The following is a 23413-nucleotide window of genomic DNA, read 5'->3' as shown; positions in this document are numbered from 1 at the left end:
TATAAGCCTCCTTTTTAAAGTCGATATTCTTTTTTTCATGTTGCCCTGATTTGGCGAAAAAGAAACATTGTTATCCATTATTACATCGACGAAGATCTCTATTTTCCATCGTTAGTTTTAAGTATCTTATTGCTTTCACTTATTATAACAATTCTTCTCATTGAAAGAAAATGTTACTGTTTGAACCAATAATAAACATTTATTTGAAGTCCCTACGATTTTTTTTGGATAAGAAAAGCGCAAAGCGCCACTGTAAAGAGAATACTTTAACACTTTATTGAACTTAAACTTTCTGTAACAACCAAAAAAAGAACTCTTTTTTAGAAAAATCCAAAAAAGAGTTCTTAAAAAATTATGAAAATCGTTTTCGAACAACGTGGAATTGAAATTTATCAGCACGGAAATAGTTGTACGAATAGATTACAGGACGATCATGTTGATCAAAATGAACTTGTTTTAATAATAATAGAGATGTTTCGGGATCACATTCCAAAATCGGCGAAATTTTTTCATGAAAGCCAATCGGTTCGATATTTGTAACTGCGTAGCTAATTTCAATATTGCATTCTTCCTCTAAGAGGACAAAGAGTGAGGCCTGTTCATGAATAAATGATTTCGGTAAAATTGCGCGAGGAATTTTATCATAACAATAGACGACAGGTTGTCCATTCGCCGTTCGTACGCGTTCAACTACAAAAATTTCACTATCCGCGTCAACTTGTAGTTTCTTCATATCCTCTTCTGTCGCTCCAATGATAGAAGAAGATAAGAAAATGGTCCCCGGCTTCATCTTTGCATTTTTAATCATATTCGTCACACTATGCAATTGTTCGATTCCAGATGAAAAAAGTGGTTTTGAGCTTACAAACGTACCAACACCATGCCTTCGAACAATCACATTTTCTTCCTCTAATATACGCAGTGCTTCCCTTAAAGTCGCGCGGCTCACACCTAATTTTTTAGAAAGTTCAAATTCAGAAGGTAATTTTTCTTTTTCTTTATAAATGCCTTTTTCAATATTATCTTTTATCTTATCAATGACTTGTAAATATAAATGTCGATTGTCTGTCTTAATAGTCATAGTGCGCCCCCAATTAATGAAACTTCCATCAAGTCATTATATGTTGAAACTTCTTTAAAACGGTTACATCCATTGATTATGTTAAAGATCATCAAGCAAACAAGTAACAAAATGGACAATAATCGTTTACAAAAAAGTCAAAAATTATCAAGATATACTATACCATGTTTACTAAAAGAAATAAAGAGGCTAGTTTTAGCCCCTTTTTGACTATCGACAAACGGCATTTTTAAAATCAGTGCCGGCCACCTAAGAAGGCAGCCTAACTTGTTTCATCCCACTTTTTGTTAGGAAGAGATTTGATCTTGTTGCTCTTTAGATATTAATACCTGTCGAGGTTTACTGCCTTCATACGGCCCAACAACACCACGTTCTTCCATTGCATCGATTAACCTTGCAGCACGTGTATATCCAATTCGAAATCTTCTTTGTAACATCGACACGCTTGCACTTTGCATATCAACTACAAGTTGTACAGCCTCTTCATATAAATCATCTGTCACTTCCTCGAAATCTTCCTTCACATCAGAAGGAATCATTTCTTCTTGATACTGCGCCTTTTGTTGCGAAATGACAAAGTCTACGATGTTCTCAACTTCTTCGTCGGATAGAAAAGCACCTTGTACGCGAACGGGCTTCGATGCTCCTACTGGTAGGAACAGCATATCGCCTCTCCCGAGTAACTTCTCTGCTCCTCCCATATCTAAAATTGTACGAGAGTCCGTTTGAGAAGAAACACTAAAAGCAATTCGCGAAGGAATGTTGGCTTTGATTACACCTGTAATGACGTCTACCGATGGACGTTGAGTCGCAATAATTAAGTGAATACCTGCCGCTCGTGCCATTTGAGACAAGCGTGTAATGGAATCTTCTACATCAGAAGAAGCGACCATCATTAAATCTGCTAACTCATCAACGATAACGACAATATACGGTAGCTCAGGTTGCTTATCATCTTCTTTTGCATTGTGTCGTTTCACATATTCATTATAACCCTCAATATTTCGTGTCCCAGTATGAGAAAACAATTCATAGCGACGTTCCATTTCGTTTACGACCTTTTTTAGTGCTTGTGAAGCTTTCTTTGGATCGGTCACCACGGGTGCTAAAAGATGTGGAATCCCATTATAAACGTTTAATTCAACCATTTTCGGATCAATCATCATCATTTTCACTTCATGAGGCTTCGCTCTCATTAAAATACTTGTAATAATTCCATTTATACAGACACTTTTTCCACTTCCCGTCGCGCCTGCAACGAGAAGATGAGGCATTTTGTTTAATTCCGCTAACACTGCTTCTCCAGTAATATCTCGTCCTAGTCCAATTAAAAGCTTTGCATCAGGTTTATCATTCGATTTTGATTCCAGTACTTCTCGCAACGACACCATGGCGATTTCTGAGTTCGGTACTTCAATTCCAACGGCAGACTTCCCTGGAATCGGGGCTTCAATTCGAATGTCTTTAGCCGCTAATGCTAAAGCTAGATCATCGGCTAAATTCACTATTTTACTTACCTTGACACCTACATCTGGATACACTTCGTATTTCGTTACAGCAGGTCCCAAATGAACCTGCGTTACTTTCGCTTTTACCCCGAAGCTTTGAAAGGTTTTTTCAAGTTTCCGGGCATTTTCATAAATATTTTTCTTGTCTGTCTGTTGCCCACTATAAGTAGGGAGCGCTAATAAATCAATTGCTGGTAATTGATAATCTTTATTTTCCATCTCGACAAAAGTCATTGGTTCTAAAGGTTCATTTGAAACGACTGACTCATCCATTTCATCTTTCTTTTCAACCGGTTTAGATTCCACTATCGGCTGCTCTGTTACCGTATTCGTATCCGCATGGTCAGTAAACGATGAAATAATCGGTTCTACAGCTTCTTCTTCTTCATCCTTCATTTCTTCATCTATTACCGTTTTCTCTTTTTGTTTTTTCGGTTTCTTTTTCTTTTTTGTCTGATTTCTTGCATTCTTCATTGTAGATGGCAATTGTTTCATATCTTCTATAAATGCTAAAAACTGATCTTTCAAGAACTTCCCAACAGGTTTAATGACATTCGCTAGCATCATCTGTAGCGATTTTCCAGAAACTAAAATAATTCCGACTGTAATGAAGCTAAATGCCACAATTTTAGACCCAGCTTCAGCAAACAAATAATATGATATGGCAAAAAATAAGGCTCCTATCATCCCACCGCCTAAGTCAGGAGAGGAGATTTCTCCGCTAACTTCCATCAAGAATAATTCCCATGTATTGAAAATGACACTTGGTGAATGAAAAGTCCCACCTTTTGATAAGTTCTCAAACAGTTTAATATGACTTAATAACAAAAATGAACCGAAAATAAAATAAACTCCGATAAGCTTTCGTGTGATAATCGTTGGAATTGTCTTTTTCCAAAATAAGTATATTGAAAAAAATAAAAGTCCTAGCACACAGAAAATGAACCATTCTCCTGTGAAAAAGCGAAATAAAGATGTAATGGCTCGTCCTACAAACCCTAACTGTGCAAGGGCAATAATAGAAAGAGAGAACAAGATGATCCCTGCAATTTCAAATTTGAGGCGATCTTGCCAATTCGATTTTTTTCTTTTTTGTTTTCTTTTCGTTTTTTGCTTGGCCACGTAAATCCCACCTGTAGCGATATTATATTTAGTTTACCATAATAGATTTATGTAAATAATTATCATGGCTTTTATGTATGTAGTTACTTGTATTTCGCCATCCATTAGAAAAACAAGAAAGCAGCCATGATGTCTGGCTGCGAACGACTGTTTGTATTTTATTATACCACATCTATGAGTGAAATCATATTGTTTGAAATAATTGAGGCGATACTGTTTGGCCTGGAATGAGCTGATCAAGCAAATAATGATTTGGGTCCGTACTTAATACTCTAACAATTTCATATTGCTTTTGATTGTTTTCCTGAACGAGTATAGGTATTCCCCTCATATAAACAAGTTTTGGCCCGTCAAAGGATTGTTGGGTATCTTGAAAGATAAGTTCCTGGGGCATCATTGTATATAAAATCATTGAAGCATGCCCTCCTCGTTTTCTTGATTTTCTTGAATAAAGGAATAGAGCTTTTTCATCGCTTTTCCGACGCCACCTACTTCATTTATGAGTCCGTATTTCACAGCATCCGCTCCTACAACATTTGTACCTATGTCTCGTGTTAAGTTTCCTTTCGATAACATTAATTCTTTGAATTTTTCTTCTGAAATATTAGAGTGCTTCGTAACGAAATTAATCACTCTTTCTTGCATTTTGTCTAAGTATTCAAAGGTTTGTGGTACACCAATGACAAGACCAGTTAATCTAACAGGATGTATTGTCATTGTAGCTGTTTCAGCGATGAAGGAGTAATCACAAGAAACCGCAATCGGAACTCCAATGGAATGACCTCCACCTAACACAATGGAAACGGTAGGCTTTGTTAATGAAGCAAGCATCTCAGCAATAGCGAGCCCCGCCTCTACATCTCCACCTACCGTGTTTAGTATCACAAGGAGTCCTTCAATTTTCGGATTTTGTTCTATTGCTACGATTTGAGGGATTAAATGCTCATATTTCGTTGTTTTATTTTGTGGCGGCAGTTGAACATGCCCTTCAATTTGACCGACGATAGTTAAGCAATGAATATTCGATTCATTTGTCATTTGCGGTATATTTGTTTGTCCTAATTGCTGTATTTTTTCAACAAGGGAGCTTTTCGCCTCATTTTGATCGGTATCTTTTTCTTCTTTTGACCTTTCTTCATTTAGTTCATATTCGTTCACAACGTATCCACCCTTTCTTACCTGCATCATAAAATTAGTATGGGCGGTTCCGTTTTATTTCATTCGATAGAACATCGTTAACAATTTGACAATAACTTTGTTGGTTGATTAGAGCTAGTATGAGTGATAGTTTCAACCTAAAAGATGCAAGGTTTCACACTGCACCTTATAAGTCATTCTCAGAAATGTTTCAGCATGCCGCTCCACAAAAGATTGTTTTTTTGTATTACTTTTAAATGCGAGAGGTCTGTCGTCGACGACCCATTTTGAACATCCTCTCTTTACGATATACCGCACATGCTGTACCTTCTATAGTCCACTACCTTTCGTTTCAAGTTTTTGCATCTTTTCATGAATACAATGTTCCATCATTCGAGCTCAATAAAAAAACTGGAAAACAATGCTATGCATTGATTTCCAGTTCATGTTTACACTTCCATAATAATGGGTAGAATCATCGGACGACGTTTTGTTCGTTCAAATAAAAATTGATTCAGTGTGTCACGGATGTTTTGCTTCATGGATGACCATTCAACGGTTTGTTCTTCCATACATTTGACTAAAATCGACTGTACTTGGTCAACTGCCTCGGCAATTAATTGTTCAGATTCACGCACATAAACAAATCCTCTAGTGATAATCTCTGGTCCTGCAACAATTTGTTTTGTACTTTTATTTAATGTAACAACGACAATTAAGATACCGTCTTGGGAAAGTAATCTACGATCACGCAAAACAATATTTCCTACATCTCCTACACCTAAACCGTCAATTAAAATGTTTCCTGCAGGTACTTTTTGACCTGTTTTAACCGTTCCTTGATGAAATTCAATTACTTCGCCTTTCTCGACGAGGAAAATATTCTTTTCAGCAACTCCAACTGATGTAGCCAGCTTCGCATGGGCTTTTTGCATTTTATATTCCCCATGGATCGGAATAAAATATTTCGGCTTCATTAAATTGAGCATTAACTTTAATTCTTCTTGATACCCATGACCAGAAATGTGAATGTTTTTGTTCTTTCCTACGACATTTGCACCTGCTCTAAATAAACGATCAATGGTTTTTGAGAATGTCAATTCGTGCCCTGGTATCGGAGTAGAAGCAATGAGTACAGTATCACCTTTTTCGATATTGTACTGTTTATGCGTTCCTTTCGCCATCTTCGTTAACACAGACAGCGGTTCGCCTTTGTGACTTGTTGTCATAATAACGACTTTATGCTTCGGGTATTTCGAGATATTTTGGACAGGTATAAGTAAATCATCAGAAACAGATAAATACCCGAGCTTTGTCGCTAATTGAATTGTTTGTGAAATGTTCTTACCGACAACTGCTAGCTTTCGTTTGCATTTTTGAGCAGCATCAATAACTTGCTGTATACGGTGAATATTAGAAGCAAACAATGAGACAATGACCCGTCCTTTTGCACCATAGACGATATCTTTAATCTCTTCCCCTACAACTGATTCTGAACCGGTATAACCTGGAATCTCAGCATTCATACTGTCAGAAAGCAAACATAAAACGCCTTCGTTTCCGATTTTCGCCATGCGTCCCATATCGATAAACTGCTGTCCAACTGGTGTTTGATCAAACTTAAAGTCACCCGTATGTACAATAGCTCCCATAGAAGTATGGAAGCAAATCCCGACAGAGTCCGGAATACTATGATATGTTCGGAAGAAAGATACCTTTGATGACTCAAACGAAATCGTTGTTTTCTCAGTTACTTCGCGTAAATCTGCTTTATCCAGTAATTGATAAGGTTTTAATTTTTCACGTAACAATGCTAACGTTAACTTCGTACCGTATACAGGAACTTTTAATTGTTGAATGAGGTGAAATACTCCGCCGATATGCTCATCGTGTCCGTGTGTTAAAAATACCGCTTGAACGCGATCTTTATTTTCGATTAGGTAACTTATGTCAGGTATAACAACATCAATTCCGAGCATTTCATTTTCAGGATACATTAACCCTGCATCTACGACAAAAATGTTGGAGTCAATTTCAACAACGTACATGTTTTTACCAATTTCCCCAACGCCTCCCAAGGCAATCAATCTTACTTTTTCTGTCTTTTTCATATGTATTAAGTGTCCTCCCTAAATGTTCATGTTCCCGTCCAAAGTCACTTAGCATTATTATAACTGAAAGAGGAAATGGAAGACAAGAAAATAATGGTTAAGTTCAAAGGAAGGGTATTGATTGATCACCTCAAAAGAATTTTCATATTTCGATTACTGTTTCAATATAAGAAAAGCGCAAAGCGCAAGTCCTTAGGCGAAGGGCATTGGAGGACCTGCGAGGAGGCTTCCGTTGCCACAGCAGGGCCGAAGCGACCCGAGATGATGGCGCTTGGAGCTAGACACCAAAAAAAATGTAAAGAGAATACTTTAACACTTTATTAAACTTAAACTTTCTGTAACATATATAAAAAAAGTGCCTAAATCGTCCTGAAGACTTCTTTAGACACTTTTTTTCATCTCTATTATTTGTTTTCGGATTTAAGAAGAAAATTGACGTAATACCACATCGAGTGCATTTCGTTCTTCTGACGTGAGTGGCACAAGTGGTAAACGAACAGACCCTACATCAAGCCCTTTCATTTGAAGAGCTGTTTTAACTGGTGTAGGACTTGGTGCACTAAATAACTGCTTCATAACAGGTAACGCTTTTTGATGAATTGAAGCTGCTTTTTTCAGTTCTCCCGATAAAAACGCTTCCACCATCTCTTGCATTTCATCTCCAATAATATGAGAAGCTACTGATACAACACCTGCACCACCAATTGAAAGAATCGGTAGAGTAAGCGCATCGTCTCCGGAATACAATAAGAAATCCTCATCTGTTTCTGCGATAATTTTTGTCATCGCTTCTAGGTCACCACTAGCTTCCTTCACTGCAACGATATTATCAATTTTTGAAAGATTAATGACTGTCTCAGGAGCTAATACAGTTACAGCACGCCCTGGCACATTGTATAACATAACTGGAAGTGATGTACTTTCTGCCACAGCTTTAAAATGTTCGTATAAACCTTGCTGGTTAGGCTTATTATAGTATGGCGTAACAAGCATAATAGCGTCAACGCCAGTTTCTTCAGCCTTTTTTGTTAATTCAATCGTCTGTAACGTATTATTACTTCCTGTACCTGCAATGACAGGAACTCGTTTATTCACTACTTTTACTACATGCTTAAATAACGCTATTTTTTCTTCAGTTGTTAGCGTTGGAGATTCCCCTGTTGTGCCAGCAATGACAAGTGAATCAGACCCGTGGTTAATTAAATATTCAACAAGCTTCGTCGTTCTGTCAAAATCAACATTTCCATTTTTATCAAAGGGTGTCACCATTGCTGTTGAAATTTTTCCAAAGTTCATTCTCATTCACACCTTTTATTGATTTTTCCCAAGTTCAAAAACATCATGAAGCGCATTAACCGCCTCAATCATGTCTTCTTCCTTTACTAGTACCCAAATCGTTGTATGGCTATCTGCCGATTGTAGGATTTGGATTCCTTTTTTCGAAAGTGCCGATACAATTTTAGCAGTTACACCTGGTACTCCTTGTATACCTGCTCCAACTGTCGAAACTTTCGCGCATCGTCTATTGACAACTGGAGTATACCCCAATTGTTCTAATATCGCAACCGCTTCCTCTGTGACGTTACCATTTACTGTATATACTACGCCGCTCGGTGTAATATTGAAGAAATCGACACTGATTCCGTTTTTAGCCATCGCTTTAAAGATTTTTGTTTGGAATTCATAATCACCATCTGATGCTTCTACCTTAATTTGTGTGACATCCGCCACGTGTGCAATTCCAGTAATTAAACGTTCTTTTACGTCTGCACCACGCTTTTCTGTTTCGTTTGACGTTACGAGCGTTCCTTCCGTTTTCGCATATGTTGATCGAATTCGTAAAGGTACTTTTGCTTGCATCGCAATTTCAACTGCTCGTGGATGTATTACTTTAGCTCCTTGGTAAGCCATATTGCAAATTTCTGTATACGTTACGGTAGAAAGCGGTTTCGCACTTTGAACGATTCGAGGATCCGCTGTCATAACCCCTTCGACGTCCGTAAAGATATCAACGTATTCTGCTTGAAGAGCCGCTCCAAGCGCTGCAGCAGATGTATCGCTTCCCCCTCGCCCAATTGTAGTAATATCACCATTTGAAGCCGCTCCTTGGAAACCTGCCACTACAATGACATCATGTTCAGCTAATAGCTCAAGGAGACGATCACATTTCATATCAATGATTTTAGCATTCGTATGATCTTGTGTCGTTACAAATCCGGCCTGCGCCCCAGTTAAAGCGGTAGCTTGAAGACCATTCCTCTTCAACATACTTGTGAATACAACGGATGAAATAATTTCTCCGCAAGATAATAATAAATCCTGTTCTCGTTTTGATATAGTTTCAATTCCGTTTTCTACTAAACTTAAAAGTGTGTCTGTTGCATAAGGATCTCCTTTTCTTCCCATTGCTGACACGACAACTACTACTTTATATCCTTTTTCCTTTGCCGCGATGATATGTTCCAAAGCATTTTGACGGCCGTGTTCATCCTTTACCGAAGTTCCCCCAAATTTTTGTACAATGATTTTCATCTGTCCCACCTCTTTTATCAAACTAACAGAAGAGAGTCGAAAACACTCAACTCTCTTCCCCACTCATCGTTTTATTGGCTTTTCCCTTCACTTCCTAGCTCGTTTAACGGAAGCAATTTAAGAAACGAATAAGCCGAATAAAATCGTTATACTAGATTTAATTTGACTAAGCTTTCAGCTATTTGTACAGAGTTTAGTGCTGCACCTTTTAATAAGTTATCCGAAACAACCCAAAGGTGGAAGCCGCGTGGGTTATCTAAATCTTTACGAATACGCCCAACAAACGTATCATATTTTCCTACACAATAGGCAGGCATTGGATAAAGCTGCTTACTTGGATCGTCTTGCAGGGTTACACCTGGTGCATCTTTCAACAGTTGACGCACGTCTTCAACGGACACATCATCTTTTTCTACTTGAATAAATACAGACTCTGAGTGACCAGTTACGACAGGTAAACGAACGCAAGTCGCTGCTACTTGTAACGAATCATCGTGCATAATTTTTTTCGTTTCATTAATCATTTTCATCTCTTCAAATGTAAATCCATTTTCCTGGAATTTATCGATTTGTGGAATGGCATTATAAGCGATTTGATAATGTTTTTCATCACTTTTAACAGGTAAGATAGAAGCTTGCGGTTCTTTTCCATCTAAAACATCTTGTGATTGTTGTTTTAATTCTTCAATCGCTTGAGCACCAGCTCCTGAGACTGCTTGATACGTAGAAACGATAATTTTCGATAATCCGAATGCTTGGCGAATCGGTTGTAGTGCCACAACCATTTGAATCGTCGAACAATTTGGATTGGCAATAATTCCGTTATGCCCTTTTAAGTCTTCTTCATTCACTTCCGGCACAACTAGTGGTACATCTTTATCCATGCGGAAGGCACTTGTATTATCAATTACAATTGCTCCTCTTTTCACCGCTTCTTTCGCTAGTTGTTTCGAAACGCTTCCCCCAGCACTAAAAAGTGCAATTTGTACACCTTCAAAGCTTTCAGGAGTCGCTTCTTCTACTGTATATTCTTGACCTTTAAATGTTAATTTCGTTCCTGCAGATCGTTTTGAAGATAGTAAAGTTAATTTGGAAATCGGAAACTCGCGATCTGCCAATGTATTTAACATTTGTGTTCCTACTGCTCCTGTTGCTCCAACTACTGCTACATGATAACCTTTCAAACTCATCTCTCTATCTCCTTCCCCAAATGCATAAATCTACTCTAGTCTTCCAATCGTATTACGTCCTATTGTATCACAGAAGAAAATAAATGGATGAAATTTTTTATATTGAAAGCGTTTTTTTATTGCAATTTATATCGTTCAATGATAACCGGTTGAAATTGTTTATGTTCTAGAGCTGCTTCTACTGTTTCTTGAAGATAATTCATATACGCAACCATGGAGTTTGGTTTCTTTTCAGGGGCATCTTGCCCAAATGGAATGAAAAATATATTTTTGGTCGCCATTAGCCTCATTAAATTTACACCATTTAAACCAAGTGCATCATTTGTAGAAATGCCAAGAACTACAGGACGATGGTTCCGTAATGTTGCCTTAGCTGCCATCAGTACTGGTGAATCTGTCATCGCGTTTGCAAACTTACTCATCGAATTTCCCGTCAATGGAGCAATAATCATGCAATCCAGTGGAAGCTTTGGGCCTAGTGGCTCCGCTTTTACAATCGAATCAACAATTTCATGACCGGTCGCTTCTTCTATTTTTTTCACCCATTCATTTCCTTCGCCAAAACGGGTGGTGGTCGCTTGAACCGTATGTGTAACAACTGGTATCACATCTGCCCCCGCCTGTACTAATCGCTCAATTTGAGGAAATACTTCATCGTACGTACAATGTGACCCCGTTAACCCAAATCCGATTCGTTTTCCCTTCACATCCATTATGAAGTCTCCTTTCCATCTTCTAATTGTTCAAATAAAAGTTGAGCCAATACATTGGCCAATATTTGGCCAGCTGTTTTAGGCGCAACAATTCCAGGTAATCCTGGAGCTAAAATCGCTTTAATCCCCCGTTTTTCCGCGTACCGGAAATCCGTTCCCCCTGGTTTTGAAGCTAAATCAACAATTAAAGTATGAGAAGGCATTTTTGAGATCGCTTTTGCATTTACAATAGGGTAAGGAATTGTATTGAGAACCACATCCACGTCGCTTACTTCATCCTCTAATTCATTCAAATGAAATGGCTTAAGTCCCATTTCCGTTATGCGTGCCAAGTCTTTTGATTTACGTGCCCCAACTCTGACATGTGCGCCTAAATGCGAAAAGGTTCTGGCAACGCTCATTCCAACTCGCCCTAATCCCAGTACCATAATGTTAGACCCATGAATCGTAAAATCCGTATGCTGAATGACCATCATAATGGTACCTTCAACTGTCGGAATGGAATTATAGATTGCTATATCGTCGCGCTCAAACAACTGAGTCAACTTCCGATTCGTTTTTAGCACGAGTTGATTTAAATAATCGTTGGAAATACCGGAATATATTTGACAATGGTCAGGAGTCTGCTCAAGTAATTCTTCTGTTAACACAATCTCTTCATTAGAAAACACTGTATCAATATGACCGTCTAAAGCAGTACCGGGTACTGGTAAGATAATCGTATCTATTTCATGAAAAGGCACTTCTTCAAGTTTCGACTTGATTGCTCCTGTAAATCCATGATCAAGTTGGTCAAACCCTACAAGATACAGTTTCCCGTCTAATTCAACTAATTTCCGAATCACCTCTAATTGACGAGCATCACCACCGATTACGGCAATGTTTAACCCAGTTAACATGTTTTCTTCACCTTCTTTTTCAAAAGAAACGTAATTATTGTGCCTAGAGCATACTATGTGAGAGAATGTTCTTCGGTGATTGTCGATATGTACCCAATTTACGAAAGATTTTTCTTATTGTCGCAGAAAGCGTTTGAGGAATTTATGTTTAACTAAGAGGAGTCTTTTTTATAGATTTTCATACTATCCGAAAAGAATATGGCGAGTGGAAACACCTAAGAAAATCGCAAAGCGCAAGTCCTTAAGCGAAGGGCGCTGGAGGACCTGCGAGGAGGCTTCCCTCGCCACAGCAGGGCCGAAGTGACCCGAGCTGATGGCGCTTGGAGCTAGACACCAAAAAAACGGTAAAGAGAATACTTTAACACTTTATTAAACTTTCTGTAACATTAAAAAAAAGAAGTTGAAAAGGATTTTTCCCTTTTCAACTTCTTTTAGTAAGATCTATTCCATTTGATTGCACTAGTCTGGTGCATCAAGTTTTTTAATTTGTTCATCTGGAACATCCAAAATGACCATATCTGAACCGATTTTTTGAATATGATGCCACGGTACCCTTACTTCATGTCCTTGTTTTCTTAATCCAAACCATTTTAATGAAGGAATAATAAGTGCTTTAATTTGACCACTTTCTTCATCGATTTCTAAATCCGTTTGCCCGAGTACCCCTAACCGTTCAGCCCTTTTCACATCTACAATTTCTTTGCCACTTAGTTCTGATAACCTCAACTCAAAAGACCTCCTCTCTAATACTATCTATATGGTTGGGTAGCATTTAAAAATACCAAACGAAAAAAGCTGAAGCTTCAAATTTAAAAAGAAAGGCTTTCTTGTCGCCAAATCATGTCTAAATAAACATATTCTATACGTAAACAGCGACTTAGATCAATTAACACTTCCATATCGTAAAATTCGAAAAAACAAAAAGAGGCATGAGCCTCAAAAGGTCATTTTTTCATGACTTTTTGACTCAGCCTCTTAACGAGAAAAATGATTAGGAAATGGAAGAGGGTAATTTCCCTTCTGGACTAATGACAGAAAGAGCAAAATCATTTGTAAATATTTTTTCAATTGTTTGTTGAACACTACTCATGTCGACACCATTAATTAGTTGCACAACTTCATCAAGTGTACGGTGTGAGCGTAACAGAAGCTCATTTTTACCATTTCGACTCATCCGTGAATTTGTACTCTCTAAGCTTAACATTAAGTTTCCTTTTATTTGTTCTTTACTGTTTAATAATTCTTTTTCGGTAACTCCATCTTTTTTCAAAGTTTCAATTGTTTGTTGAATCGTATCATACAATAAATCTAACTGGTTGCTACCTGTCCCACCATAAATTGTTAGCATGCCATTATCTTCAAAAGAGGAATGGTAAGAGAAGACAGAATACGCTAAGCCTCGTTCTTCACGAACATCTTGGAACAGACGACTGGACATGCTTCCCCCTAAAATATTATTTAATACGATTAAGCTATAAATATCATCTGAACCTACTTTTAAACCATTATAGCCAATGCATAAATGAGCCTGCTCCGTTTCCTTCTTTCGAGCTAATTTACCACTTTGAAAAACGGGTACTTTATACGTATTTTTTTGATAACCTGTCGTATAAGATCCAAAATATTTCTCTACTTCTTGAATAAACGATTCATCAATATTCCCCGCAATTGAAATGACCACATTATCAGGCGTGTAATATTTCTTCATATAGTCACGGAGCGTATCTGGGGTAAAAGAATGTAACGTTTCTTCTGTTCCTAATATTGGATACCCTAAAGGATGGTTACCATAAATCGCTTTACTAAGTAAGTCGTGCACAATATCGTCTGGTGTATCTTCATACATTTTAATTTCTTCTAATACGACGTTTTTTTCTTTATCCATTTCCGTTTTATCAAATGTAGAATTGAAGAACATATCCGCCAACACTTCAAGCGCATGATTAGCATGTTCATCTAGCACTTTAGCATAATAACACGTATATTCTTTTGATGTGAAGGCATTCACTTGGCCACCGATACTATCGAATGATTCAGCAATTTCACGTGCACTTCTTGTCGAAGTTCCTTTAAAAAACATATGTTCTAAAAAGTGTGAGATACCGTTGTTTTGTTCATTTTCGCTTCTTGATCCTGTGCCAATCCAAACACCAATCGCTACTGACCTAACAGTTGGAATGGATTCTAGTACAATTCGAACTCCGTTTGAACATGTATATTTTTTAATCAAATGAGGAACCCCCTATTCTCTATCTTGCAACTTTTCTTTCGAAAGCTATTTCACGGTTGATTCTTCGATAATTCGCTGTTCATCTAAGAGCATCGACACCGATCCAATCGAAAGATTTCTTTGTTTAATGGACAAAATCAGTGTTTCCAAGCTTTTGGATGTAGAAGATGTAGGGTGCATTAATATAATAGCACCGGGATGGATTTTGGACATCACGCGTTCTACAAGTACGTGAGGCTCAGGACGCTGCCAATCAATTGTATCAACAGACCACATAATTGTCTTCATATTATATTCATCAGCGAGTGTTACGACTTCTTCTCTCATACTTCCACTCGGTGGAGCAAAAAGTGTAGGTTTCACATTCGTTGTAGCTTCAATCACTTCATTTGTTTTCACAATTTGATCCCGAATCGAAGAAGATGGAAGCTGTGCCATATTCGGATGTGTATATGAATGATTTCCAATTTCATGTCCAGCATCAGCAATCATTTTCGCGATATCTGGGTACTTTTTTACCCATCTGCCTTCTAAAAAGAAAGTCGCTTTTACATGATGCTTTTTCAACACCTCAAGCATATCAGGAATGTATTCATTTCCCCACGCTACATTTATGATAAATGATACCATTGGTTTCTCTGGGTTGCCTCTATAAATAGGTGATGGCTTAAGATCTTCCAAATGGACAGACGGAGAAATTTGTTTAAATACAAGTAATTTCTCGTCGAAATCACCATTTTTTTTCATATTGTTATACGATTCTTCTACATCTACTTCAATACCATTATAACCGGGTGTTGCTTTCCAAACACTATGTATTTCAGCATTTTGAGGTGCAATGTTATATTTCTTCGATTTAGCCAAAATTTCCTGATAAAGTTCATCTTTATGAAAAGCAGGGGTCGAACTTACTTTTTGAATGTTATCAGAATAAGAGTGTTTAAAAGGATTTTGAATCGTACTTACACTAATAACAAAGATAACAATAAAGCCGACCACTTGCATAATATACCTTTGCATATACATATCCCCCTTCTTACTTCAAAATATGTAAAAAGGGGACAAGGTAGAACTTACAATATAAACTCTCAATATATGTTATCTTTCACTTCAGGATAGTTTGCACGCTTTAGACACATATTTGCAAACATTCTTATTTATTTTATCTACTTATTATAGCTCCAATTATGCACTAAAACCTTGCTACAAATAACTTTATCAGAACGTGAAAAGAAGCCAGGTTCCCCAGGCTCCGTTAATTAAGAATTTTGCTTTTCTTTTTCCTCTTTTAATACCGCTTTGCGAGATAAGTTTACGCGACCTTGCTTATCAATCTCCGTAACTTTTACGAGAATTTCATCGCCTATGGATACGACATCCTCCACTTTACCTACCCGCTCTTCTGCTAGCTCGGAAATATGAACAAGTCCGTCTTTTCCGCTAAATAATTCAACAAATGCACCGAATTTTTCAATCCGTTTAACTTTTCCTAAATACATTTGTCCAACTTCAACTTCACGAACAATATCTTCAATAATCTTCTTCGCTTTTTCATTCATCTCTTGATCGACTGAAGAAATAAAGATTGTTCCGTCTTGCTCGATATCAATTTTCACGCCAGTTTCTTCAATAATCTTATTGATTTGTTTACCACTCGGCCCGATAACATCACGAATCTTGTCCGGATTAATAGTCATCGTTAAAATTTTTGGCGCATATGGTGAAAGTTCTTGACGAGGCTCAGAAATGGCTGCAAGCATTGATTGTAAAATCTCTAAACGACCTTTTTTCGCTTGTGTTAATGCTTCTTCTAAGATTTCGCGAGACAGACCTTTAATTTTAATGTCCATTTGAAGGGCTGTCACACCTTTTTCAGTACCAGCAACTTTGAAATCCATATCTCCTAAAGCATCTTCCATTCCTTGAATATCTGTAAGGACAGTGTAATATTCACCAGATTTGACAAGCCCCATCGCAATACCTGCTACTGGTGCTTTAATCGGCACACCTGCATCCATCATAGCAAGCGTAGAAGCACAAATACTTGCTTGTGATGTAGAACCATTTGATTCGAGAACTTCCGATACTAATCGAATTGTGTATGGGAAATCACGTTCGTCTGGAATAATAGGCTCTAACGCACGTTCTCCTAATGCACCATGCCCAATTTCACGACGACCTGGTCCGCGCATCGGTCCTGTTTCACCTACACTAAATGAAGGGAAATTATAATGATGCATGAATCGTTTTGACTCTTCAAGACTTAGGCCATCTAAAATTTGCACATCACCTAGTGCCCCTAACGTACAAATGCTTAACGCTTGAGTTTGACCACGTGTGAATAATCCTGAACCATGGGTACGAGGTAATAAACCTACTTGCGAAGATAATGGACGAATTTCATCCACTTTACGTCCATCTGGACGAACTTTCTCTTCCGTGATGAGGCGACGCACTTCTTCTTTCACTAACTTAGATAAAATTTCACTCACTTGTTTTAGCGTATCTTCGTCTTCTTCTTCTTCAAATTTCGCTAAGATATCATTTTTAACTGCTTGAATCGCGTCCTCACGAGCGTGCTTTTCTTGAACTTGAATAGCCGTTAACAAATCACGTTCAGCCATTTCACGCACTTTTGCTTCTAATTCTGCATCGACTTCATATAATTGAACGTCCATTTTTTCCTTTCCAATTTGAGCAACAACTTCTTCTTGGAACGCAATTAAACGCTTAATTTCTTCATGACCGAACATAATAGCTTCCAACATTGTCTCTTCTGGTACTTCTTCTGCACCAGCTTCAACCATGTTAATTGCATCTTTCGTTCCTGCAACAACTAAGTGAATATCACTTTGTTCCATTTGTTCAACGGTTGGGTTAATAACAAAGTCTCCGTCAACTCGACCAACAGTTACACCAGCAATTGGCCCTTCAAACGGAATATCGGATACAGAAAGAGCTAGGGATGATCCAAACATTGCTGCCATTTCAGAAGAGCAGTTTTGATCTACACTCATCACCATACTGACAACTTGAACTTCATTACGGAAACCATCTGCAAATAAAGGACGAATAGGACGATCGATTAAGCGGCTAGCTAAAATCGCTTTTTCACTTGGACGTCCTTCACGCTTAATAAACCCTCCAGGAATTTTCCCAACTGCGTATAAACGTTCTTCATAGTTGACAGTTAGAGGGAAGAAGTCAACTGCTTTCGGTTCTTTTGAGGCTGTTGCAGTTGATAATACGACTGTATCTCCGTAACGGACTAATACAGCGCCATTTGCTTGTTTTGCTAATTGACCCACTTCCACTGAAAGGGTTCTTCCTGCCCATTCAATGGAAAAGACGTGTTTTTCTTGCTCCATAAAAATTTGACTCCTCTCTTACTTATGTAAACATCCATTATGTACTATTATGGACTAATTTATTTCAACATATCAATCAGAAAGGTATATGTAAATAGAAAATCACAAACAATATTGGTTTTCATATGTTTTTGATTTTACTCTCACACCTTGTGATAATGACAAGGCGTATTGAACTAGACTCTTTCTTTGGAACGGATATGTCACCTATAATCATTTTACCCGTTATACTTATCGCTAAAATCATTTAGATAAAATAGTTCTTCTCATATTAAAAAAGCGGGAAAATCTCCCGCTTTTTCATTATCGACGTAAACCTAATTTGTTGATTAACTCACGGTAACGAGTAACATCTTTGTTACGTAAGTAAGTTAATAAGTTACGACGTTTACCTACCATTTTTAATAGACCACGACGAGAATGATGGTCTTTCTTATGAGTACGTAAATGATCGTTTAAAGTGTTGATTTGTTCTGTAAGGATAGCGATTTGTACTTCTGGAGAACCTGTGTCAGATTCATGAGTTTTGAACTCGTTGATGATTGCGTTCTTACGCTCTTGAGTTAATGCCATCCTGTCCACCTCCTAATATCATATAATCCCCAATTACCGAGCAATCGTTGGTGATTCGAATTGCCAAGCAATGGTTTAAAGTCACAATTGTTATTATATAAAATCTCGCAATCTTTTGCAAGGCTCAATCTTTGTTTTCTTCAAAGAATTGTTCAGCACTTCGTTTGTCTTGCTCAATTTGGTTAATCAATGCTTGTACAGATTCAAATTTTTGCTCACTACGAATCCGCTTATGCCACTTTATCGTAACGGTTTTTCCGTAAATTTGTTGGTCAAAGTGAAAGATATGGACCTCTACGCTAGGAAGTACCTTTTTCTCTTGATGAAACGTCGGTTTATATCCAATATTACAAACGCCTTCGTATCTTTCACCTTCTACCTCAACGGTTACAGCATACACGCCAGTTGGTGGAATAAAATATTCATTTTTCACATCAATATTAGCAGTAGGAAATCCAATTGTCCGACCTCTTTTGTCCCCATGGACTACCGTACCTGTCGTTTCATGTGGACGACCAAGCAAATGTTTGGCATATGCTACATCTCCGCTTTGCAATACTTTCCGAATCAATGTCGAACTAATTTTTCGATCGTGATCTGTTTGCTTTTCGACGACAGTTTGTGTAAATTGATTACGCGAATGAAAAGGCATGGTTTCCATTGTTCCTTTTCCAAGCTTTCCATACGTAAAATCAAACCCTGCCACAACATGATGGACATTTAAACCGATAATATAATTATCGACAAACTGCTGTGGAAGTAAACTTGCAAATTCCTTCGTAAACTCGACAATAAATAAAAGATCCACACCCATTTCCATCATGATTTGCTCTTTTACATGTAAAGGAGTGATGTAGTGCATTTTTGAAGCTTGTTTCCCTAGTACAACAGATGGATGCGGATCGAATGTCATCACAGCACTTTTCATGTTTTTCTCACCCGCAAGTTTAATAGCCGTTTGTATCACTTTTTGATGTCCACGGTGCACTCCATCAAAATACCCTAGTGCCATAACCATCGGTGAAAAATCTTCTAAAACATACGGATGCGGATGCGTCAACCTTATCGTTTTCACACGCTTTCCCCTCTTTTTATTAACCTGTTTTATTTCAAGGGTCTCGCCCTATAGAATAACTAGAATCATTAGTGAAAAACTTTTAACGGTTTAACGAGATTTTCCTTTGTCGGATGTAAGGTATATAGTGCAATACACTCGCCGTTATGAATAACACGAATCGGTCGATTCGTTTGATGGTTCCAATCATCGGGAACCGATAATACCGCTCCATTTTTCACTTTCTTTGCTAATGTATCATTAATTGTCCATTTGGGCAAATGATTTAACGCATCATTCATTGTAAGAAAACTGTTTGCAGGTAATGGATTCGGAAGAATATTTTCTAGTTCTTCAAATGTTAAGCAATCATCAAGCACAAAGGTACCCGATTTTGTACGGATTAAATGTGACATGTGAGCCGGATAACCAAGCTTTTCACCAATCATAACAGCTAATGTTCGGATGTATGTCCCTTTTGAACAAGTCACATCAATTCGAAAGGAAACATTTTGCCCATTCCATTCTATATCAGATGTTAAATCCATTTGATGAATAGTAATCGTCCTAGTCGGTCTCTCTACTTCAATACCTTCACGCGCATATTCATACAATTTTCTTCCATTTACTTTGACGGCGGAATACATGGGAGGTGTTTGTTCAATTTCACCTGTAAGTTCTTCTAACACTTTTTTCACATCTTCACTGCTTAGACTTTTCGATACTTCTTTAGACGCTACTATCTCACCTGATGCATCTTCTGTAGTCGTTGAAAAGCCAAGCGTTATTTCAGCAGAATACGTTTTATTTTCCGCTGTTAAAAATTGAGCAATTTTTGTTGCTTTACCGATACATAGAGGTAAAACTCCTGATACGTCAGGGTCTAACGTTCCTGTATGCCCTACTTTTTTGGTGGAAAAAAGCTTGCGTATTTTATTGACACAATCATGACTCGTCATTCCTGCTGGCTTATGTAAAAGTAGTACTCCTTCCATCCGTACGCCTCCCTGGTACTTTCATTCCTATTTTATGAATTCATTTCTTAGCAAGATACCTCAACAAAAGAAGGTGACCTAAATCATCATAATGAAGGTCACCTTCGGTAATACGAATTAATCTTGCTCTTTATTTTGATTCAGTTCATGAATGAGCGTTTCAATACGATTTCCATAATCTATCGATTCGTCAAACTCAAACTGAATTTCAGGTGTTTTGCGTAATCTGATTCTTTGGCCAATTTCTGAGCGAATAAAGCCTTTAGCTTTCGCTAACCCTTTTAAAGTATCTTCACGTTGTTTTTCATCACCGAGTACAGAAATATATACCTTTGCAATTTGTAAGTCACCTGAAAGGCGAACATCCGTTACCGTTACAAATCCAATTCTCGGATCTTTAATTTTTCGACCGATAATGTCGCTAAGTTCTTTCTTCATTTGTTCTGCGACACGGTTTGCTCGTAAACTCATTTTTTCACCCCACTTTACAACCACTCAAAAGTTGTTACGGTTCTCTCTAATTCGGGAAATGAGTCCAATAGCTTTAAAGCCTTTGTTAACTCTTGTTCCGTAACCGTTCGACTAGAAGAAATCGAAACGAGCCCTAACTTCGTTCGCTGCCAGACATCCTGATATTCCAACTCAGATACAGCTATATTAAACGAGTTTTTTAATCTCATTGTCACTCGCTGAAGAACTGCTCGTTTCTCTTTTAATGATTGAGCATCGTATATGATGCATTCACATTCAACATACCCAATCATTAACGTTTAATTTCCTCCATTACATACGCTTCAATGACATCTCCTTCTTTAATATCATTGAAGTTTTTAATTGTGATACCACACTCATACCCTTGGTTCACTTCTTTTACATCATCTTTATATCGTTTTAAAGTGTCAATTTCACCTTCAAACACGACAACACCGTCACGAATTAGGCGAATTCCGCTATCACGAGTTACGGAACCATCCGTTACGTAACATCCAGCAATTGTTCCGATTTTCGACACTTTAAACGTTTGACGAACCTCTACTTGACCGATTACTTTCTCTTCGTATTCAGGGTCCAGCATTCCTTTCATCGCAGCTTCAATTTCTTCAATTACTTTATAAATAATTCGGTGAAGACGAATATCTACACTTTCAGCTTCAGCTGTACGTTTTGCGTTAGCATCTGGACGCACATTAAAACCAATGACAATTGCGTTCGATGCAGAAGCTAAAATAATGTCAGATTCGGTGATCGCACCTACACCTGTATGAATAATCTTTACTTTTACGCCTTCTACGTCAATTTTTTGAAGTGCAGCAGCAAGTGCCTCAACAGATCCCTGTACGTCAGCTTTTACAATGATGTTAATTTCTTTCATATCGCCTTGTTTAATTTGCTCAAATAAATCATCAAGGCTTAATTTAGCTTTTTCACTGCGCTGTGCTTCGAGTTGTTTTTGAGCACGCGCTTCTCCCACTTGACGTGCCTTTTTCTCATCGTCAAATACCATGAAGCGGTCTCCAGCAAGTGGTACATCATTCAATCCAGTAATTTCAACCGGAGTTGAAGGTCCCGCAACTTTCACGCGACGACCAATATCATTCACCATCGCGCGAACGCGACCGTAAGTGTTTCCAACAACGATTGGATCACCGACTTTTAACGTTCCGTTTTGTACAAGTAATGTTGCAACAGGACCGCGTCCTTTATCTAATTCTGCTTCAACAACAGTTCCCGTTGCTAATCGATTCGGATTTGCTTTTAATTCTTCTACTTCACTAACAAGAAGAACCATTTCTAATAAATCGTCAATTCCATCGCCTTTTAATGCCGAAATTGGTACAAAGATTGTATCTCCGCCCCAATCCTCTGGAATTAAGCCATGCTCTGTAAGTTCCTGCATGACACGGTCTGGGTTTGCTGTTGGCTTATCCATTTTGTTCACAGCAACAATAATTGGAACTTCTGCAGCTTTCGCATGGTTAATTGCTTCAATTGTTTGTGGCATAACTCCATCATCTGACGCTACCACAAGAATTGTAATATCCGTTACTTGCGCTCCACGAGCACGCATCGTTGTAAACGCGGCGTGTCCAGGCGTATCTAAAAATGTAATCTTCTTATTGTTAACCTCAACTTGGTATGCACCAATATGCTGTGTAATTCCACCCGCTTCTCCTTCTACAACTTTCGTTTTACGAATGGAATCAAGTAATGTCGTTTTACCGTGGTCAACATGACCCATAATGGTTACAATCGGTGGACGAATTTCTAGGTTTTCTTCATCATCTTCCACTTCATATTTTTCAAATTCTGTTACGTCAAAGACGATTTCTTCTTCTACTTCTACTCCGTACTCTGAAGCAATTAATTCGATTGTATCTTTATCTAAATCTTGATTAATCGTAGCCATAACTCCGAGCATCATTAACTTTTTAATGATTTCGGAAGGCTCTTTTCCAAGCTTTTCAGCTAGCTCGCCAACCGTTAAAGAGTCTGTGAAAGTAATTTTTTCAGGTAATTCTTTTTTCGCTGCTACTTTTGGCTGTTGAGCTTGGTGTTTATTCTTTTTGTTTTGCTTTTTATTTTTCTTATTTCCTTTAGGCTGATCGTTTTTCTTAAACGAATCTTGTTTACGATTTTCTTTTTTCTTACTGTTGTTTGCTTGTGTATTCGACATATTCTCCCCATTATTACGTTGTTTTTTTTCTGTTTTTACTTGTTCTGTTTCTTGAGATGAACTCGTTAATTGTTTATTTAGTTGCTGAACAACCTCATTGTCGATCATCGACATATGGTTTGTCACTTCAATATTTAAGTTTTTTAACGTTTGAATAACCTCTTTACTAGAAAGATTTTGTTGTTTTGCATATTCATATACTCTCATTTTTGTCATGCGTTCACCC

General features: G+C 37.8%; 20 protein-coding genes. All 20 read right to left on the bottom strand.

The features are described 5' to 3' along the window. Positions 1-352 precede the first annotated feature (352 nt). The 20 genes from ML543_RS08840 to infB all read right to left on the bottom strand — a co-directional run bounded on the left by ML543_RS08840 (position 353) and on the right by infB (position 23403). Positions 353-1081, bottom strand: coding sequence for a GntR family transcriptional regulator (locus tag ML543_RS08840; protein ID WP_243386929.1), 729 nt, complete (start codon positions 1079-1081; stop codon positions 353-355). 287 nt (positions 1082-1368) lie between these two features. Further along, entirely contained in the window at positions 1369-3717 is a 2349-nt protein-coding gene (locus ML543_RS08835; RefSeq protein ID WP_419095363.1) for a DNA translocase FtsK, read from the bottom strand. A gap of 178 nt (positions 3718-3895) precedes the next feature. After that, positions 3896-4123 (bottom strand): YlzJ-like family protein, encoded by a 228-nt coding sequence (locus ML543_RS08830; protein ID WP_243386927.1) that lies wholly within the window; start codon positions 4121-4123, stop codon positions 3896-3898. Then, positions 4120-4899, bottom strand: a complete 780-nt coding sequence (locus tag ML543_RS08825; RefSeq protein ID WP_419095360.1) for a ClpP family protease — start codon at positions 4897-4899, stop codon at positions 4120-4122. The genes ML543_RS08830 and ML543_RS08825 overlap by 4 nt, the downstream gene beginning before the upstream one ends. Before the next feature lie 398 nt (positions 4900-5297). Next, positions 5298-6965: a ribonuclease J gene (locus tag ML543_RS08820; protein WP_243387013.1), complete on the bottom strand. Its 1668-nt coding sequence runs from the start codon at positions 6963-6965 to the stop codon at positions 5298-5300. Positions 6966-7379: 414 nt separating this feature from the next. Next, positions 7380-8255 (bottom strand): 4-hydroxy-tetrahydrodipicolinate synthase, encoded by an 876-nt coding sequence (gene dapA / locus ML543_RS08815; protein WP_419095358.1) that lies wholly within the window; start codon positions 8253-8255, stop codon positions 7380-7382. 15 nt (positions 8256-8270) lie between these two features. Continuing rightward, on the bottom strand, positions 8271-9491 hold the full coding sequence (gene dapG / locus ML543_RS08810; protein WP_243386924.1) for an aspartate kinase: 1221 nt from the start codon (positions 9489-9491) through the stop codon (positions 8271-8273). A gap of 146 nt (positions 9492-9637) precedes the next feature. After that, entirely contained in the window at positions 9638-10681 is a 1044-nt protein-coding gene (gene asd, locus ML543_RS08805; protein WP_243386922.1) for an aspartate-semialdehyde dehydrogenase, read from the bottom strand. 116 nt (positions 10682-10797) lie between these two features. Then, entirely contained in the window at positions 10798-11394 is a 597-nt protein-coding gene (gene dpaB, locus ML543_RS08800; protein ID WP_279326608.1) for a dipicolinate synthase subunit B, read from the bottom strand. Beyond that, complete coding sequence (gene dpaA / locus ML543_RS08795) at positions 11394-12293, bottom strand: dipicolinic acid synthetase subunit A (RefSeq protein ID WP_243386920.1); 900 nt, start codon at positions 12291-12293, stop codon at positions 11394-11396. The genes dpaB and dpaA overlap by 1 nt, the downstream gene beginning before the upstream one ends. Before the next feature lie 459 nt (positions 12294-12752). After that, a complete protein-coding gene (locus tag ML543_RS08790; RefSeq protein ID WP_243386918.1) occupies positions 12753-13019 on the bottom strand; it encodes a YlmC/YmxH family sporulation protein in 267 nt (88 codons plus the stop codon). A gap of 265 nt (positions 13020-13284) precedes the next feature. Further along, positions 13285-14523: a M16 family metallopeptidase gene (locus tag ML543_RS08785; RefSeq protein ID WP_243386916.1), complete on the bottom strand. Its 1239-nt coding sequence runs from the start codon at positions 14521-14523 to the stop codon at positions 13285-13287. 45 nt (positions 14524-14568) lie between these two features. Beyond that, the gene (locus ML543_RS08780; protein WP_243386914.1) at positions 14569-15543 is read right to left on the bottom strand and encodes a polysaccharide deacetylase family protein; all 975 of its coding nucleotides are present in this window, start codon (positions 15541-15543) and stop codon (positions 14569-14571) included. Between the two features lie 239 nt (positions 15544-15782). Then, positions 15783-17891 carry a polyribonucleotide nucleotidyltransferase gene (gene pnp, locus ML543_RS08775; protein ID WP_243386912.1) on the bottom strand — a complete coding sequence of 703 codons (2109 nt, stop codon included), beginning with the start codon at positions 17889-17891 and terminating at the stop codon, positions 15783-15785. A 303-nt stretch (positions 17892-18194) separates the two neighbouring features. Further along, the gene (gene rpsO / locus ML543_RS08770) at positions 18195-18464 is read right to left on the bottom strand and encodes a 30S ribosomal protein S15 (protein WP_243386910.1); all 270 of its coding nucleotides are present in this window, start codon (positions 18462-18464) and stop codon (positions 18195-18197) included. A 124-nt stretch (positions 18465-18588) separates the two neighbouring features. Further along, positions 18589-19539 carry a bifunctional riboflavin kinase/FAD synthetase gene (gene ribF / locus ML543_RS08765; RefSeq protein WP_243386908.1) on the bottom strand — a complete coding sequence of 317 codons (951 nt, stop codon included), beginning with the start codon at positions 19537-19539 and terminating at the stop codon, positions 18589-18591. Between the two features lie 68 nt (positions 19540-19607). Next, positions 19608-20513, bottom strand: coding sequence for a tRNA pseudouridine(55) synthase TruB (gene truB / locus ML543_RS08760; RefSeq protein WP_243386907.1), 906 nt, complete (start codon positions 20511-20513; stop codon positions 19608-19610). 117 nt (positions 20514-20630) lie between these two features. Next, positions 20631-20984: a 30S ribosome-binding factor RbfA gene (gene rbfA, locus ML543_RS08755; RefSeq protein WP_243386906.1), complete on the bottom strand. Its 354-nt coding sequence runs from the start codon at positions 20982-20984 to the stop codon at positions 20631-20633. Positions 20985-20998: 14 nt separating this feature from the next. After that, entirely contained in the window at positions 20999-21277 is a 279-nt protein-coding gene (locus tag ML543_RS08750; RefSeq protein WP_243386905.1) for a DUF503 domain-containing protein, read from the bottom strand. Next, entirely contained in the window at positions 21277-23403 is a 2127-nt protein-coding gene (gene infB, locus ML543_RS08745; protein WP_243386904.1) for a translation initiation factor IF-2, read from the bottom strand. The genes ML543_RS08750 and infB overlap by 1 nt, the downstream gene beginning before the upstream one ends. Positions 23404-23413 lie beyond the last annotated feature (10 nt).

The organism is Bacillus kexueae (genome assembly GCF_022809095.1).
GTDB classification, from domain to species: domain Bacteria; phylum Bacillota; class Bacilli; order Bacillales; family Aeribacillaceae; genus Bacillus_BZ; species Bacillus_BZ kexueae.
Note: the sequence above shows the minus strand (reverse complement) of the source record. Positions and strands in the feature narration are given on the sequence as shown.

Bases quoted from the DNA above. Each gene is read 5' to 3' on its own strand.
- ML543_RS08840 (WP_243386929.1), bottom strand. From the start codon at position 1,081: ATGACTATTAAGACAGACAATCGACATTTATATTTACAAGTCATTGAT.
- ML543_RS08830 (WP_243386927.1), bottom strand. From the start codon at position 4,123: ATGATTTTATATACAATGATGCCCCAGGAACTTATCTTTCAAGATACC.
- ML543_RS08825 (WP_419095360.1), bottom strand. From the start codon at position 4,899: ATGATGCAGGTAAGAAAGGGTGGATACGTTGTGAACGAATATGAACTA.
- dapA (WP_419095358.1), bottom strand. From the start codon at position 8,255: ATGAACTTTGGAAAAATTTCAACAGCAATGGTGACACCCTTTGATAAA.
- dapG (WP_243386924.1), bottom strand. From the start codon at position 9,491: ATGAAAATCATTGTACAAAAATTTGGGGGAACTTCGGTAAAGGATGAA.
- asd (WP_243386922.1), bottom strand. From the start codon at position 10,681: ATGAGTTTGAAAGGTTATCATGTAGCAGTAGTTGGAGCAACAGGAGCA.
- dpaB (WP_279326608.1), bottom strand. From the start codon at position 11,394: ATGGATGTGAAGGGAAAACGAATCGGATTTGGGTTAACGGGGTCACAT.
- dpaA (WP_243386920.1), bottom strand. From the start codon at position 12,293: ATGTTAACTGGGTTAAACATTGCCGTAATCGGTGGTGATGCTCGTCAA.
- ML543_RS08780 (WP_243386914.1), bottom strand. From the start codon at position 15,543: ATGCAAAGGTATATTATGCAAGTGGTCGGCTTTATTGTTATCTTTGTT.
- pnp (WP_243386912.1), bottom strand. From the start codon at position 17,891: ATGGAGCAAGAAAAACACGTCTTTTCCATTGAATGGGCAGGAAGAACC.
- rpsO (WP_243386910.1), bottom strand. From the start codon at position 18,464: ATGGCATTAACTCAAGAGCGTAAGAACGCAATCATCAACGAGTTCAAA.
- truB (WP_243386907.1), bottom strand. From the start codon at position 20,513: ATGGAAGGAGTACTACTTTTACATAAGCCAGCAGGAATGACGAGTCAT.
- rbfA (WP_243386906.1), bottom strand. From the start codon at position 20,984: ATGAGTTTACGAGCAAACCGTGTCGCAGAACAAATGAAGAAAGAACTT.
- ML543_RS08750 (WP_243386905.1), bottom strand. From the start codon at position 21,277: ATGATTGGGTATGTTGAATGTGAATGCATCATATACGATGCTCAATCA.
- infB (WP_243386904.1), bottom strand. From the start codon at position 23,403: ATGACAAAAATGAGAGTATATGAATATGCAAAACAACAAAATCTTTCT.